At 71.6% G+C, this 14,180-nt stretch carries 16 protein-coding genes and 1 pseudogene; 1 reads left to right on the top strand and 16 read right to left on the bottom strand.

Annotated features, from left to right (window positions below; genetic code table 11):
• The 15 genes and pseudogenes from PV721_RS33085 to proS form a co-directional block, all read right to left on the bottom strand.
• Window positions 1-1,295, bottom strand: a 1,295-nt coding sequence (locus PV721_RS33085; RefSeq protein ID WP_319730870.1) for a YifB family Mg chelatase-like AAA ATPase, incomplete at its 3' end; no start/stop codon positions are given.
• The gene (locus PV721_RS33080; RefSeq protein ID WP_319730868.1) at window positions 1,295-1,666 is read right to left on the bottom strand and encodes a YraN family protein; all 372 of its coding nucleotides are present in this window, start codon (window positions 1,664-1,666) and stop codon (window positions 1,295-1,297) included. The genes PV721_RS33080 and PV721_RS33085, both read right to left, overlap by 1 nt.
• Before the next feature lie 123 nt (window positions 1,667-1,789).
• A complete protein-coding gene (locus tag PV721_RS33075; RefSeq protein ID WP_005311352.1) occupies window positions 1,790-2,098 on the bottom strand; it encodes a DUF2469 domain-containing protein in 309 nt (102 codons plus the stop codon).
• Between the two features lie 55 nt (window positions 2,099-2,153).
• Window positions 2,154-2,657, bottom strand: a complete 504-nt coding sequence (locus PV721_RS33070; protein ID WP_319730866.1) for an NUDIX hydrolase — start codon at window positions 2,655-2,657, stop codon at window positions 2,154-2,156.
• On the bottom strand, window positions 2,647-3,429 hold the full coding sequence (gene lepB / locus PV721_RS33065; RefSeq protein WP_319730864.1) for a signal peptidase I: 783 nt from the start codon (window positions 3,427-3,429) through the stop codon (window positions 2,647-2,649). The genes PV721_RS33070 and lepB (PV721_RS33065) overlap by 11 nt, the downstream gene beginning before the upstream one ends.
• Before the next feature lie 44 nt (window positions 3,430-3,473).
• Window positions 3,474-4,370 carry a signal peptidase I gene (lepB, locus tag PV721_RS33060; RefSeq protein WP_319730863.1) on the bottom strand — a complete coding sequence of 299 codons (897 nt, stop codon included), beginning with the start codon at window positions 4,368-4,370 and terminating at the stop codon, window positions 3,474-3,476.
• Window positions 4,291-5,339: pseudogene (gene lepB, locus PV721_RS33055) on the bottom strand (signal peptidase I); the annotation flags it as partial. The pseudogene lepB (PV721_RS33055) and the gene lepB (PV721_RS33060), both read right to left, overlap by 80 nt.
• Window positions 5,332-6,114: a signal peptidase I gene (gene lepB / locus PV721_RS33050; protein WP_319730861.1), complete on the bottom strand. Its 783-nt coding sequence runs from the start codon at window positions 6,112-6,114 to the stop codon at window positions 5,332-5,334. The pseudogene lepB (PV721_RS33055) and the gene lepB (PV721_RS33050), both read right to left, overlap by 8 nt.
• Before the next feature lie 44 nt (window positions 6,115-6,158).
• Window positions 6,159-6,509: a 50S ribosomal protein L19 gene (gene rplS / locus PV721_RS33045; RefSeq protein ID WP_030823745.1), complete on the bottom strand. Its 351-nt coding sequence runs from the start codon at window positions 6,507-6,509 to the stop codon at window positions 6,159-6,161.
• Window positions 6,510-6,642: 133 nt separating this feature from the next.
• Window positions 6,643-7,464: a tRNA (guanosine(37)-N1)-methyltransferase TrmD gene (trmD, locus tag PV721_RS33040; protein WP_319730858.1), complete on the bottom strand. Its 822-nt coding sequence runs from the start codon at window positions 7,462-7,464 to the stop codon at window positions 6,643-6,645.
• Window positions 7,464-8,033 carry a ribosome maturation factor RimM gene (gene rimM / locus PV721_RS33035; RefSeq protein ID WP_319730856.1) on the bottom strand — a complete coding sequence of 190 codons (570 nt, stop codon included), beginning with the start codon at window positions 8,031-8,033 and terminating at the stop codon, window positions 7,464-7,466. The genes trmD and rimM overlap by 1 nt, the downstream gene beginning before the upstream one ends.
• Before the next feature lie 81 nt (window positions 8,034-8,114).
• The gene (locus PV721_RS33030) at window positions 8,115-8,354 is read right to left on the bottom strand and encodes an RNA-binding protein (protein WP_030011889.1); all 240 of its coding nucleotides are present in this window, start codon (window positions 8,352-8,354) and stop codon (window positions 8,115-8,117) included.
• A gap of 2 nt (window positions 8,355-8,356) precedes the next feature.
• Window positions 8,357-8,794 carry a 30S ribosomal protein S16 gene (rpsP, locus tag PV721_RS33025; RefSeq protein ID WP_073776529.1) on the bottom strand — a complete coding sequence of 146 codons (438 nt, stop codon included), beginning with the start codon at window positions 8,792-8,794 and terminating at the stop codon, window positions 8,357-8,359.
• Window positions 8,795-9,132: 338 nt separating this feature from the next.
• Window positions 9,133-9,729, bottom strand: coding sequence for a hypothetical protein (locus tag PV721_RS33020; protein ID WP_030708534.1), 597 nt, complete (start codon window positions 9,727-9,729; stop codon window positions 9,133-9,135).
• A 209-nt stretch (window positions 9,730-9,938) separates the two neighbouring features.
• Entirely contained in the window at window positions 9,939-11,351 is a 1,413-nt protein-coding gene (proS, locus tag PV721_RS33015) for a proline--tRNA ligase (protein WP_319730850.1), read from the bottom strand.
• A 130-nt stretch (window positions 11,352-11,481) separates the two neighbouring features.
• On the opposite strand from proS, the gene PV721_RS33010 reads away from it, so the two are divergent.
• Complete coding sequence (locus PV721_RS33010) at window positions 11,482-12,159, top strand: methyltransferase type 11 (RefSeq protein ID WP_319730848.1); 678 nt, start codon at window positions 11,482-11,484, stop codon at window positions 12,157-12,159.
• A 99-nt stretch (window positions 12,160-12,258) separates the two neighbouring features.
• Here PV721_RS33010 and ftsH read toward each other — a convergent pair.
• The coding region (gene ftsH / locus PV721_RS33005; RefSeq protein WP_319730846.1) for an ATP-dependent zinc metalloprotease FtsH at window positions 12,259-14,180 on the bottom strand (1,922 nt) is incomplete at its 5' end.

Genomic DNA, 14,180 nt, shown 5'->3' with positions numbered 1-14,180 from the left:
CGCCCGCCCCGCCCCAGCAGATCGGACCGGGTGACGGGCTCCACCTCCACCCTCAGGTCCACCCGGTCGAGCAGCGGCCCGGACAGCCGTGCCTGATAGCGCCGGATCACCGAGGGCGGGCATTCGCACCCGGCTCCCAACAGGGTGTGGCGCCCGCACGGGCAGGGGTTCGCGGCGAGCACCATCAGGAACCGGGCCGGCAGCCTCACCACGCCCGCGGCCCGGGCGATGACCACCTGTCCCGATTCGAGGGGCTGGCGCAGCGCGTCCAGGGCCCGGCTGTGGAACTCCGCGGCCTCGTCAAGGAAGAGCACGCCGCGGTGCGCCAGGGAGACCGCTCCGGGCCTGGGGATCCCGGTCCCGCCGCCCACCAGGGACTGCATGGTCGCCGAATGGTGCGGTGCGCAGTACGGCGGCCGGGCGACCAGCGGTTCGCCGGGCGGGAGGATCCCCGCGACCGAGTGGACGGCCGTGACCTCCACGGAGTCCTGCCGGGTGAGCGGCGGCAGGATCCAGGGGAGCCGCTCGGCCAGCATCGTCTTGCCCGCGCCCGGGGGTCCGCTGAGGAAGAGGTGGTGCCCTCCGGCGGCCGCCACCTCCAGGGCGCGGCGCGCCGTGTGCTGCCCGGCCACGTCGGCGAGGTCGGGGAAGTCCGCGGCGTCCCCCCGGCCGGAGCGGCCCGGGGCGAGACCCGTGCCCAGCCCCGCACCCGGGACCAGCAGGCCGGCCAGTATCGGATCGGGGCGCCCCGGCGGGTCGGGCGGATCCGCCTCGGGGACCGCCCCGCCGGTCAGGACGGCGATCAGCTGGCGCAGGCTGCGCACGCCGAGCACCGAGACGTCCGGTACGAGCGCGGCCTCGGCGGCGCACTGCTGCGGCACCACCACCTGCCGGTATCCGGCCTCCATCGCGGCGAGGACCGCCGGCAGGATCCCCCGGACCGGACGGACCCGGCCGTCCAGCCCCAGCTCCCCGATGAGGACGAGGTCGGCGATGGCCCCCGGGTCGACCACCTCGGCCGCCCCGAGCACCGCCGCGGCGACGGCCAGGTCGAAGCCGGCGCCGGACTTCGGCACGGAGGCCGGGCTGAGCCCGACCGTGAGCTTCTTCTGCGGCCAGGCCGCCCCCGAGTTGACCACGGCCGCTCGCACCCGGTCCCGGCTCTCGACCAGGGTCTTGTCCGGCAGCCCCACCAGGGTGAAGGCCGCGACCCCGGGCTCCAGATCGGCCTGGACCTCGACCACCACCCCGTCGACGCCGATCAGGGCCACCGAGCAGGCTCGAGCGAACCCCATCAGGCCACCCCCCTGACGTGTTCCACCAGGGGCGCACCGCGCCGCGGCAGAAGGACTCCGACGAGGTCGATGCGGACGCCGCCCGGGGGCGGTCCGCCGTGGTCGGCGAGCCACCGCCCGGCGAGCCCCCGTAAGCGCTCGGCCTTGGCGGGCCGCACGGCGGCCATGGGATGCTCGAAGTCACCCGCCCGGCGGGTCTTGACCTCGCACACGACGAGGGCGTCCCCGTCCCGCGCGACGATGTCGATCTCCCCGCCGCGGCACCGCCAGTTCCGTGCGATCACCGTCATGCCGGCCTCGGTCAGCCGCCGTGCGGCGAGTTCCTCGCCGTACCGCCCCAACGCCTGCTGTGCCACGCCCTTCGCGTTCATCCGGCACCACCTCCGGCACCGACGGTCCCGCGTCCCCGCCCCCCTTGTGGATCTTGGTGGACAGGCCGGCCGTTGTGGAAAACCTCCTCACCCTCCCGGGTGAAGAAGCTCAGGTGAAGAGGCTCAGCTGCCGGGCAGTTCGAGGTCGCTCTTGTTGAGCTCCTCGATGTTCACGTCCTTGAAGGTCAGCACCCGGACCTGCTTCACGAAGCGGGCCGGCCGGTACATGTCCCAGACCCACGCGTCGGCCATCGAGACCTCGAAGAACACCTCACCCTGGACCGAGTGCACCTGCATCTCGTAGTCGTTGGTGAGGTAGAAACGGCGTTCGGTCTCGATCACATACTTGAACAGCCCGACGACGTCGCGGTACTCCCGATAGAGCTTCAGCTCCATCTCGGTCTCGTACTTTTCGAGGTCCTCGGCACTCATGGCATGTTCCCCTTCAGCCGTGCGTCCCCCTATTGTGCGCCAGGCCCATGCGCCCCTAAACGATTTCCGGGGCCAGGACCACCGGCGCACCCGGAGGACCGTCGTCGAGCAGCGTACGGAGCAGCTCGGCGAGTCTGGTCGGGTACACCGTCTCATGGGCCGAGAGAAGTTCCTCGGAGGTCCACCACCTGGCTCCGGTGACGCTGCGCCGCTCCAGCTCGGTGAACCCGCCCATCTCGGTCGCCGTCTGGCTGGTACGCGCCAGGAAGTACCACTCGTCCTGCTCCCAGCGGCGCCCGTCGAAGGGGAACGAGCAGTAGCGGTGCCACAGCACCGGCCCCAGCTCCACCTCTGTGATCCCGGTCTCCTCCGCCAGCTCGCGCAGCGCGGCCTGCTCCCGGCTCTCGGAGCCCTCCAGCCCGCCCCCCGGGGTGAACCACCAGTCGTCCGACGGGTCCGCCGGCTCGAAGCCGTGCAGCAGCAGGATCCGGTCGTCCGGGTCCAGGAGGATCACCCGCGACACCTTCCGGCGGCCGGTACCGGCCGGGTCAGCTGACACCGGCCCGCTCCTGCCCCCGCCTGCGCCCCAGGATGCGTGCCACGGGCCCGTACGCGGCCCCCAGCAGGACCAGGGCGGCGCCCGCCACCACCGCCGCCAGCTGGAGCCGCAGCGGCCCGGGCCGCGAGATCCCGCCGGGCAGGGCGGCGTACGTCTCCGGACGCTCCAGCATCTTCACGGAAGGCCAGGCCAGGGCGTCGACGCGGGCGCTGACGGCCGACCTCGGCACGGTCCCCTGCCCGGCCTCCTGCAGGTGGGCCCTGGAGTCCAGTGAGGCGGCCCGCCGGTCGCCCAGCAGGAAGAGGTTCCCCTCGGGGACCGTCACCTCGAAGGGGGTGCCGGGCGGCGGGGCCTGCCCCGGAGGCATGGCCAGACCGGTATCGGGCCGGGTGGTGTCGGCGTACGGCTCGTCCAGCGGCGTGCCGTTCACCGTCAGCTCGCCGCCCGCGCCGCAGCACTTCACGGTGTCGCCGCCGATGCCGACGACCCGCTTGACCATGGGCGAATCGCTCCACATGGAATCAGTGAAGACGACGACGTCCCCGCGGCGCACCTCCCCGCCGTCGATGCGCTGCGCGAGCACCCGGTCCCCGGGCCGCACGGTCGGCATCATCGAGTCGGTCGGCACCGTGTAGGGCTGGTAGAGGAACGCCCCCCAGACGAAGCCGCCGAGGAAGAGCACAAAGCCGATGGCCACGGCGAGTCCCGACAGCACATTGCCGGGACCGCCGCGGCCATCCTTGCCACTGCGTATTGCCTGTGTTCCGCCCATTGCAGCGCCCCCACACTTCCGGGATCGTCGACCTGGGCGGCACCCTACCGGGCGGTACGACCGGTGGTCAGCCTCTGCCTGCGCCACATGACGAGCGGAACCGCCCCGACGAGCCCCATTGCGGCCGGGCCCAGCCCGACCGGCGCCAGCCCGGCGGCCCCGAGACCGAGCGCGGTCGCGGCGGCCTGGTTGCCGATGCCCGGCTGGTCGAAGGTGTCCGGGATCGGCAGGGTCGACCAGCGGGTGATCGGCCACGCGATCACGACGGCCCGGCCGACGACCTTGTCGACCGGCACGAAGCCCTGGGTGGGGTCCTGCATGTGGTAGCGGGAGTCCTGGGAGTTCTGCCGGTGGTCGCCCATCACCCAGATCTTGCCCTTGGGCACGGTGATCGGACCGAAGGGGGCGTCGTCGCACGCGGTGTTGCCGGGGTAGATGTACGGCTCGTCGAGCGCCTTGCCGTTGACGACGACCGGTCCCCCCTTCTTGCACTCGACCGTGTCGCCGCCGATGGCGATCGTCCGCTTGATCAGGTCCTTCTCCTCGGCGGACGGCATCAGGCCGATCCAGCTGAGGGCCTTCTGCACGAGGTTCGGCTCCGGAGTGGGCTCCCCCGAGAGCCAGTTCGCGGGGTCGTGGAAGACCACGACCTCACCGCGCTCCGGCTCGGAACCGAACCACGGGGTCAGCTTGTCCACCAGCACCCGGTCCCCGCGCTGCAGGGTGTCCTGCATCGAGTCGGACGGGATCGAGAACGCCTGGACCAGGAAGGTCTTGATCAGCAGGGCCAGCAGCAGGGCGATGCCGATGAGGAGCGGAAGCTCCTTCCAGAAAGAGCGGTGCGCGGGCGCCGCGGTACCGTCCTCGTCGGCCTCGCGCTCGACTGCATCGTCCGGCCGCTCCTCGCCCTCGTCGCGTCCGGAACGTGCGCCTACCGCCACATCCCCCACATCCACTCCTCACTCGCGATCACCGCCCGGCCGAAACAGGCACGGGCCCTCCCCTCCCTTAACGAGCGGGAGTTCCCTAAGGCGCGGGAGACCGAAGACACACTATGCGAACGGCACGCCCGGACGGCGCCTACGCCGTCCGCGTCCTTGACTCCGTGCCTGATCGGGCACCATGCGGAACGTCGCGGGCTGTTCCAGTCGCTTCCAGTGCCCGAACGGCCAGGCGATCACCACGGCTTCGCCCACGACCCCGTTCTCGGCGATGGTGCCCTCGAAGGCCTCGTCGAGGTGGAAGCGTGAGTCCGAGGAATTCGCCCGGTGGTCGCCCATCACGAAGAGCCGGCCGGGCGGCACGTCGACCTCGAAGGTGATGTCCGAGGGGGCGTTGCCCGGGTTCACGTACGGCTCGTCCAGCGGCGAGCCGTTGACGGTGACCCGGCCCCTGCCGTCGCAGCACTTGACGGTGTCCCCGCCCACGCCGATGACGCGCTTGATGAGGTCCTGCTCGTCGGCCGAGGGCAGCAGGCCGATGAAGGTCAGGCCCTGCTTGATCTGTTTGACGCCGACCGGATCCTGGGCGGGCCGGGCCGCCTCGCCCCTGAGCCAGCCGCCGGGGTCCTTGAACACGACGACGTCGCCGCGCTCGACCTTGGAGCCGAACCACGGGGTGAGCTTGTCCACGAGGACCCGGTCGCCGATGCGGATGGTCTGCTCCATCGAGCCCGACGGGATGAAGAAGGCCTGCACCAGGAAGGTCTTGAGCAGCAGGGCTATGCACAGGGCCACCCCGACCAGCAGGGGCAGCTCGCCCGCGCGGCGCGTGCGGCGGCGCCGGCGCACCTTGCGGGCCGTCCGGCGCCGTTCGGCACGGCCGCCCTCGACCACCGGTACGGGCGTCGGCTCCGGCTCCGGTTCGGGCTCCCGCTTCCGTCCGCCGCGCGGCCGGCCGCGGCTACCCATGACCGCCGCCGACGGCGCCCCAGCGCGAAACCGGCCAGCCGATCCAGTCGGCCCGCCCGATCACGTTCTCCACCGGCACCATCCCCCCGCCCGGTTCCCCCAGGTGGTCCCGCGAGTCCCGGGACTGGGAACGATGATCACCCATCACCCACAGCCTCCCCAGGGGTACGACGATCCGGAACGGCACCCTCGAGGGGGCGTCACCGGGATACAGGTACGGCTCGTCCAGCGGCACGCCGTTGACCTGGACCCGCCCGCCGGCGTCGCAGCACACCACGTCGTCCCCGCCGACGCCCACGACCCGCTTCACGAAGTCGGTGTCGGACGGCTCCGCGAGCCCGAGCGCCGAGGCCGCGCCGTGCAGCAGCACGCCGACCGGATTGCCGTCCGGGCGTTCCCGTACGAAGGAGCCCGTGCCGTCGAAGACCACCAGGTCCCCGCGGCTGGGCCGGTCGCCGAAACGGTATGCCAGCTTGTTGACCAGCACCCGGTCCCCGACCTGGAGCGTCGGCTCCATGGAGCGGCTCGGGATCAGGAAGGGCTGGACCACGAAGTTGCTGAACAGCAGCAGGAAGACGGTGCAGATCACACCGAGCACGCCGGCCCGTCGCCAGGTCAGGGGCCCCCGGGACAGCGCCCGCCCCTTCGCGGGCCGCCCGGACGCCCGCCTCCCCACCGCCGGCTCCCCGGTCCTGGAGAACGCAAAACGCGGCCGCTCCTCCCCCTCGCCGGGGGAAGAGTGGCCGCGCTGCGTGTGAGGTGCTTCGGTGTCCATCGGGGGCGAGCCTATCCGGCCGCCCCGGAACGCCGGAGGCGACCTTACTTGTCGCGCTTCTCCTTGATCTTCGCGGCCTTGCCGCGGAGCTCACGGAGGTAGTACAGCTTCGCACGACGCACGTCACCGCGGGTGACGAGCTCGATCTTCTCGAAGATCGGGGAGTGGACCGGGAAGGTACGCTCCACGCCGACGCTGAAGGAGACCTTGCGGACGGTGAAGGTCTCGGAGACCCCGGCGCCCTGGCGACGGATGACGACGCCCTTGAACTGCTGGATACGGGAGCGGTTGCCCTCGATCACGCGGACGTGCACGTTGATCGTGTCACCCGGGCGGAAGGCCGGGACGTCCGAGCGGAGCGCGGCGGCGTTGACGCCATCGAGCAGGTGAGACATGTTGTTCGTCTGCTTTCTTCGCACGACGCCACAGGTCGCCGGTGCGGGTTTCCGTAGAGAATTCGGGAGCCGCGACACTCGGCGGACGACGGTCCCCCTGTGGCAGGGGCGCCCGCGAGCACACAGCAGCCGCCTATTCTTCCACGGCCTCGGGCCTGAGCCAAAATCGGCCGTCCGCGGACGGCGTCCAGCCCAGGATGGAGAGGATCTCCCGGTCCTTCTTGTCGAAGGCGGAGGCCTCGCAGCGCTCGATCAGGTCCGGACGGTTCTGCGCGGTCCGGCGGAAGGCCTCGTCCCGGCGCCAGCGGGCGATCTTCCCGTGGTGGCCGCTGAGCAGCACCTCGGGGATGTCCCGGCCGCGCCACTGCGGGGGCTTGGTGTAGACGGGCCCCTCCAGCAGGTTGGCCATCTCGCCCGGCGCGAAGGAGTCGTCGCGGTGCGATTCGGCGTTGCCGAGCACCCCGGGCAGCAGCCGGGCCACGGCCTCGGTGACGACCAGGACGGCGGCCTCGCCGCCCGCCAGGACGTAGTCGCCGATGGAGACCTCGTACACCGGCATGCGGGTGGCGTACTCGTCCATGACCCGGCGGTCGATGCCCTCGTACCGGGCCGGGGTGAAGATCAGCCACGGCCGCTCGGAGAGCTCGACGGCCAGTTCCTGGGTGAAGGGGCGGCCGCTGGGCGTGGGGACGACCATGACGGGCCCGTGCGCGCCCGCCTCGTAGCCGTCGGCCAGCGCCGCGTCCAGGGCCTCGCCCCACGGCTCGGTCTTCATGACCATGCCGGGACCGCCGCCGTACGGGGTGTCGTCGACGGTGTTGTGCCGGTCGTACGTCCAGTCCCGCAGGTCGTGGACGTGTACGTCGAGCTGCCCGCGAGCACGGGCCTTGCCGACGAGGGAGACGTTCAGCGGCTCCAGGTACTCGGGGAAGATCGTGACGACGTCGAGACGCATCAGGCGTCGTCCCCGGAGCCCTCGGAGTCCTCGTCACGGCTCGAGTCGATGACGGCCTCGCGCTCGTCGATCAGCCCGGGCGGCGGGGTGATGACGCAGCGCTGCTCCTCCAGGTCGATCTCGGCGACGATCTCCTCGACGAAGGGGATCATCACCTCGGAGCCGTCCGGCCGCTCGACGATGAAGAGGTCCTGCGAGGGCAGGTGGGAGATCTCGGTGATCCGGCCGATCTCGGTGCCGTCCTCCAGTACCACGTCCAGGTCCATCAGCTGGTGGTCGTAGTACTCGTCCTCCTCCTCCGGCAGCTCCGCCGGGTCCACCTCGGCGATCAGCAGGATGTTGCGCAGCGCCTCGGCCCCGGTGCGGTCCTTGACGCCGGCGAAGCGGAGCAGCAGCCGGCCGCTGTGCACCCGGCCCGTCTCGATGGTCAGCGGTCCCGCCGTGGCGGGCTCCGTCTTGAGCACGGCGCCGGGGCTGAGCCGCAGCTCCGGCTCGTCCGTGCGCACCTCGACGGTGACCTCACCCTTGATGCCGTGGGCGCGGCCGATCCGCGCGACTACCAGCTCCACTGTGTGTCTCTCCTGTTCAGACGACGACGGGCCGGGGCGGGCACGAATGCCCTCCCCGGCCCGTGCCGGTGATTCAAATACTCAGCGGACCTGGTCCACGTCGACGAGGTCGACGCGGATCCCACGGCCGCCGATGGCGCCCACGACGGTACGCAGAGCACGTGCGGTGCGGCCGTTGCGGCCGATCACCTTGCCGAGGTCGTCGGGGTGAACCCGGACCTCGAGCACCTGCCCACGGCGCAGGTTGCGCGAGGCGACCTGCACTTCGTCGGGGTTGTCCACAATGCCCTTTACGAGGTGCTCAAGAGCCTCCTCGAGCATGCTCAGGCCTCGGTCGACTCGGCGGCGGCCTCAGCCTCGTCCGCCTTCTTGTCGGCCTTCTTCTTCTGCGTGATGGCCTCGCCCTTGCCCTCGCCGATGCCCTCGAGGGCCTTGGCGAACTCGTCGAAGGAGCGACGCTTGCTCTCCTTCGTCTCCGGCTGCAGGAGCGGCGCGGGGGCGGGGAGACCCTTGTGGGCCTGCCAGTCACCGGTCAGCTTCAGGATGGCGAGCACAGCCTCGGTGGGCTGGGCGCCGACGGACAGCCAGTACTGCGCACGCTCGGCGTTGACCTCGATGCGCGACGGGTTGTAGGTCGGGTGGTAGATACCGATCTCCTCGATCGCGCGACCATCCCGGCGGGTGCGGGCGTCGGCGACGACGATGCGGTAGTGCGGCTGGCGAATCTTGCCGAGGCGCTTGAGCTTGATCTTGACTGCCACTGGAGTGGTGTCTCCTGAACTTGACGTGGTTGGGCACATGAGATGCCACGTGGGGTTGCGGTACTCGGGTGCCCGATGGACGCGTCAGCCGGAGGAGAGAGGGGTCCTATGCGACTGTCGAGTACAGCTAGCCATTGTGCCATACGCCCGCGGCTCGCCCTCCCTGCGGGCACGGGGTACCGCAAGGACGGCGGTGCGGGGCGCGGGGCACGGCCCACCGGTGGTGCGGCGGTGCGGGCTGCCCGCGTGTGCGCCGGCGGCGGTCGCCCCGGTGGGGGCGAGGGCCGGGCGGCCGGTTCGCCGTGGGGCGGTGGCCCCGGTGGCGACGGCGAGGGCGGTCAGGAGGCCGCCGCGATGGCGACTTCGGGGATGCGGAAGGGCTTCATGCAGCCGCCACACACGATCGGCGCCTGGGCCAGCACGGAGGGGACCACCCGCACGTTGCGCCCGCAGTCGCAGACCGCCTTGACGCGCACGCCGCCGCCGGAGGAGCCGTGCCGGGCGGCCGGTCCGCGGAAGCTGCGCTTGGTGTCGGCGGCGGTGGCGGCGGTGTGCGCCTTCAGGGCGCGCTGCAGCCGTTCGATGGTGGGGCGGTAGCGCCGCTTCGCCTCCGGATTGAGCGTGACGAGCGAGAAGCCGCTGCTGGCGTGCGGTTCCTCGGAGTGGTCCAGCCCCAGTTCCTCGGCGATCGCGAGGAATCTGCGGTTGTGGTAGCGGCCGGCGCGCGAGGTGTCTCGGACCCCGCGTGCGGCGGCGATGCCGTGGACTGCCTCGTGCAGCAGTCGCTCGAAGGAGAGCTCGGCGCCGCAGGCGGACGAGGACTCTCCGATCAGGGACTCGGGCGCGGCAAGGTCAGGCAGCTCGGGGTGGTGCCGCTGAATATCGGCCCACGCCTGCGCCAGCTCTGCGGCGAGAACAGGTGGTGTCGTGCTCACGTCGTGACAACGAGCCGAGGTGCCCGGGTGTTCCGATTCCGGGCCATTCCAAATTTTTTGCACGTACCAGTCAGTTCAGTCTCATGCGTGCTGACGAGGACGGGTGCGTCGATCTCAGGAGGAGTCGGTACTTAACGAGGACCAAGAACGAAGCTGCCCCGGCGCGCGGCACGAGCCGCACGCCGGGGCACAGGAGCCTTCGGGCCCGATCAGTACGAGCGCGCGACGATCGCGAGGGTACCGGGAGCGTCGTCCGCCTCGGGGACCGACCCGTCCTCGGCGATCAGGCAGCGCACGGAGACGGCCTGCTCGGCCAGCTTGGCCTCGCCCTCCGGACCGAGGTCCGCCCACGGGATCCGCGCCCAGCCGCCGGCGATGGCGGCCTCGGCGGCCTCCTCGATGGTCGAGACGTCGGAGGTGCGGGACTCGCGGCGCTCGCGGGACTCGCGCAGCAGCTGCGCCTGGTCCTCGTCGAGCACCTTGGGCAGCAGGTCGGCGAGCGCGTCGATCTGCACCGGGGTCTTCCCGCCCGGGATGCGGCGGGCCAGCATCGCGGTGCCGGCCTCCAGGTCGCGGGGGCCGATCTCGATGCGCACCGGTACGCCCTTGAGCTCCCAGTCCACGGCGCGGCGGCCGAAGGGGGTGTCCACGCGGTCGTCGACCTGGACGCGCAGTCCGGCGGCCTTCAGCTGGGCGCCGAGCTCGCGGACCTTGGTGACGGCCTCGTCGCCCTTGATCGCCATGACGACGACCTGGACGTGCGCGAGGCGCGGCGGGACGCGGAGGCCGTTGTCGTCGCCGTGGGACATGATCAGGCCGCCGACCATGCGGGTCGAGACGCCCCACGAGGTCTGCCAGACGAGCTCCTGCTTGCCTTCCTTCGACAGGTACTGGGTGTTGAAGGCCTTGGCGAAGTTGGTGCCGAGCTCGTGGCTCGTGCCCAGCTGCAGGGCCTTGCCGTCGCCCATCATGCCCTCGAGGGTGAGGGTGTTGATGGCGCCGGCGAAGCGCTCCTTGGCGGTCTTGCGGCCGAGCACGACGTCGATGCCGAGCACGTTCGTCATGAAGTCGCCGTAGACGTCCGTGTGGATGCGGGCGGCGTAGTCGCGGGCGTCCTCGTAGGTGGCGTGGGCGGTGTGGCCCTCCTGCCAGAGGAACTCGCTCGTACGGAGGAACACGCGCGGGCGCATCTCCCAGCGGACCACGTTGGCCCACTGGTTGATCAGCAGGGGCAGGTCGCGGTAGCTCTGGACCCACTTGGAGAAGTAGTCGTTGATGATCGTCTCGGAGGTGGGCCGGACGACGACCGGCTCTTCCAGCTCCTTGCCGCCGCCGTGCGTGACGACCGCCAGCTCGGGGGCGAAGCCCTCGACGTGCTCGGCTTCCTTCGTCAGGTACGACTGCGGGATGAAGAGCGGGAAGTACGCGTTCTGGGCGCCCGCGTCCTTGATGCGCGCGTCCATCTCCTGCTGCATCCGCTCCCACAGGCCGTAGCCGTACGGTCGGATGACCATGGTGCCGCGGACCGGACCGTTGTCGGCCAGCTCGGCCTTGTTGATCAGATCCTGGTACCAGCGGGGGAAATCCTCCGCCTGCGGGGTGAGAACGGGTGCCTTTGCCATGCCGCGAATCGTACGGCGCCGGGCACGCGATGCGTGAATCGGGTGCCGCGCTCCTCTGGACGCGGGGGCGAATGGGGAGTTCTCTGGCAACGGGGGCAAGGGGGCGACACGGAATCAGGAGCGCTCTTCGATGACACCGACGCCGACGGCGACGCTCGTCGCCCGGGACTGGGCGGAGATCCAGGAACGGATGCTGGTACCGCTGTACGAGGCGGTCTACGACCGGCTGGAGGTCGGGCCGGGTGACCGGCTGCTCGACCTCGGCTGCGGGGCCGGCCTGGCCCTGCTGCTCGCGGCCGGGCGGGGAGCCGTGGCCACGGGCGTGGAGGCGGATCCGGCCCGGCGGGCCCTGGCCCGTGAGCGGCTGCTGGAGGTACTGGCGGCCCCGCCGTCGGCGCCCCGCCCGTACGACGCCCTGCTGGCCTTCTCGCCGTCCGAGGCGACCCTGGCCGCGGCCCTGCCCGCGGTGCGCCGCGGCGGGGCGGTGGTGCTGGCCGACTGGGGCCCGGCGGAGCGCTGCACGGTGCCCGCGGTCCTGGGCGGCGGGCCCTCGCCGCGGGACCTGGACGCGCTGGTGGAGGGGGCCGGGCTCAGACCGGACGGATCGGGGCGGGTGTTCTGCCCGTTCGGGTACGCGGACGTGGACAGCGCGGTGCGCGGGCTGCTGTCGACCGGGCTCTACGACGGCGCGGCCGACCCCGCGCTGGCGGAGAAGGAGCTGGCCGAGGCGCTTCACCCGTTCGAGCGGTCCGACGGCGCCGTGTGGCTGCCGAACATCTTCCGGTATGTGATCGCCCGGGTGGACTAACGGCCGGGCGGCCGTACGACTGCACGGCCATCCGAGTGCACGGCTGTGCGGCTGTGCGGCCATGCGACTGCACGGCTGTGCGGCTGTGCGGCCGCGGCGTCAGTCGGTGTCGTGGCCCTTCGTCAGGCGGGTGATCCCGGCGGCGGCGTAGGCGGCCGCCTCGTCCAGGGTCTCGTTGGCGAGCAGGGCCTCGGCCAGGGCGTCGAGCTGCGGGCGGTGTTCGCGCAGGAGGCGGCAGGCCTCCGCGTAGCACTCGTCGACGATCCGCCGCATCTCGTGGTCCACCGCGTCGAGGGTGGCGGGGGCGGCGGACAGTCCGTAGGGGCCACCTCCGTCGGACGGGATGGCGGTGAGCTTGCCGACCCGGTCGCTCATGCCCCAGCGGCCGACCATCCCCCGGACGATGTTGGTGACCTGTTCGAGGTCGTTCTCGGCGCCCGTGGTGATGACGTCGTAGACGACGTGCTCGGCCGCCATGCCGCCGAGCGCCCCGATGACGCGGCCGCGCAGGTACGGCTCGGTGTAGGCGTACCGGTCGGCGTCCGGGGCCGAGAGGGTGACGCCGAGGGCGCGGCCCCGGGGCACGATCGTGATCTTGCGGACCGGGTCGGCGCCCGGCTGCAGCATGCCCAGGAGGGCGTGGCCGCTCTCGTGGTACGCGGTGCGCCGGCGCTCCTCCAGCGGCATCACCAGGGACCGCTCCGCACCGAGCTGGACCTTCTCCAGGGCGTCGGACAGATCGGACTGGGTGACCTGGTCCTGCCGGCGTTTGACGGCCAGCAGCGCGGCCTCGTTGGCGAGGTTGGCCAGTTCGGCGCCGGTCATTCCGGGGGTGGTGCGGGCGACCTGCGCGAGGTCGACGCCCGGGTCGAGCGGGATGTCCCGGGTGTGGATGCGCAGGATGGCCTCGCGGCCGGCCCGGTCGGGCGGGGCGACGGCCACCGTGCGGTCGAAGCGGCCGGGGCGGGTCAGGGCGGGGTCCAGGACGTCGGCCCGGTTGGTGGCGGCGAGAACGACCACGCCCTCCGAGCCGGAGAAGCCGTCCATCTCGGTGAGGATCTGGTTCAGGGTCTGTTCGCGTTCGTCGTGGCCGCCCATGGCCGCGCCGCCGCCGCGCACCCGGCCGATGGTGTCGATCTCGTCGATGAAGATGATCGCGGGAGCCACCTTGCGCGCCTCGGTGAAGAGTTCGCGGACCCGGGAGGCGCCGACGCCGACGATCATCTCGATGAACTCGGAGGCGGAGGCGGAGAAGAACGGCACCCCGGCCTCGCCCGCGACCGCCCGCGCGAGCAGGGTCTTGCCGGTGCCGGGCGGGCCGGCCAGGAGGACCCCACCGGGCATCCGGGCGCCCAGCCTCCGGTAGGCCTGCGGGTTCTTGAGGAAGTCGACGACGTCGTTGAGCTCGCCCTCGACCTCGTCGATGCCGGCCACGTCCGCGAAGGTGGTGCGCTTGGCGCCCGTCTCCAGTTCCACCGGCTTGGGCGGGGCCTTGCGGCCGAGGGCGCCCATGCCGCCCATCCCCCCGCCCATCCGGCGGGCGATGACCACCCACAGCAGGACCAGCAGGAGCATCGGGGCGAGGGAGAGCAGCAGGTTGGCGAGGAAGCTGCGCTGCACGACGACGGGGGAGGCCGTCACGGTCACGTTCTGCTTGGTGAGGTCGGCCCACAGATCGTCGTCGGCGAAGGCCGGGCGCTGGGTGACGAATTTGGTGTAGTCCCCCTTGTCCCCGTCGGGCAGCGGCTGCTCGGCCTTCAGCTCGCCCTGGATCGCATCGCCCTTGGCGTAGATCTTCGAGACGTTGCCGCCGGCCACCTGCTTGCTGAATTCGGTGTACGAGATGGTCGGCTCGTCCCCCTCGTTGAAGAAGGACAGCACCAGGTTGGTCACCAGGTAGACGATCAGGGCGGCGAGGATCAGTCCCCTCCAGCCGCCCGGCATCCTCTTCTTCGGCGGAGGCGTGGGCGGGGCGCCTTCCGAGCGCCAGGGGGTGTCGGCCCTGTCGCGGGGAGGTACGG

The sequence above is a fragment of the Streptomyces sp. MB09-01 genome, from assembly GCF_033794505.1.
Taxonomy (GTDB): Bacteria; Actinomycetota; Actinomycetes; order Streptomycetales; family Streptomycetaceae; genus Streptomyces.
Note: the sequence above shows the minus strand (reverse complement) of the source record. Positions and strands in the feature narration are given on the sequence as shown.

What these genes read in the sequence shown, in the direction of transcription:
- PV721_RS33080 (WP_319730868.1), bottom strand. Translation starts at nt 1,666, where the DNA reads ATGAACGCGAAGGGCGTGGCACAGCAGGCGTTGGGGCGGTACGGCGAG.
- PV721_RS33075 (WP_005311352.1), bottom strand. Translation starts at nt 2,098, where the DNA reads ATGAGTGCCGAGGACCTCGAAAAGTACGAGACCGAGATGGAGCTGAAG.
- lepB (WP_319730864.1), bottom strand. Translation starts at nt 3,429, where the DNA reads ATGGGCGGAACACAGGCAATACGCAGTGGCAAGGATGGCCGCGGCGGT.
- lepB (WP_319730861.1), bottom strand. Translation starts at nt 6,114, where the DNA reads ATGGACACCGAAGCACCTCACACGCAGCGCGGCCACTCTTCCCCCGGC.
- rplS (WP_030823745.1), bottom strand. Translation starts at nt 6,509, where the DNA reads ATGTCTCACCTGCTCGATGGCGTCAACGCCGCCGCGCTCCGCTCGGAC.
- trmD (WP_319730858.1), bottom strand. Translation starts at nt 7,464, where the DNA reads ATGCGTCTCGACGTCGTCACGATCTTCCCCGAGTACCTGGAGCCGCTG.
- PV721_RS33030 (WP_030011889.1), bottom strand. Translation starts at nt 8,354, where the DNA reads ATGCTCGAGGAGGCTCTTGAGCACCTCGTAAAGGGCATTGTGGACAAC.
- proS (WP_319730850.1), bottom strand. Translation starts at nt 11,351, where the DNA reads ATGGCAAAGGCACCCGTTCTCACCCCGCAGGCGGAGGATTTCCCCCGC.
- PV721_RS33010 (WP_319730848.1), top strand. Translation starts at nt 11,482, where the DNA reads ATGACACCGACGCCGACGGCGACGCTCGTCGCCCGGGACTGGGCGGAG.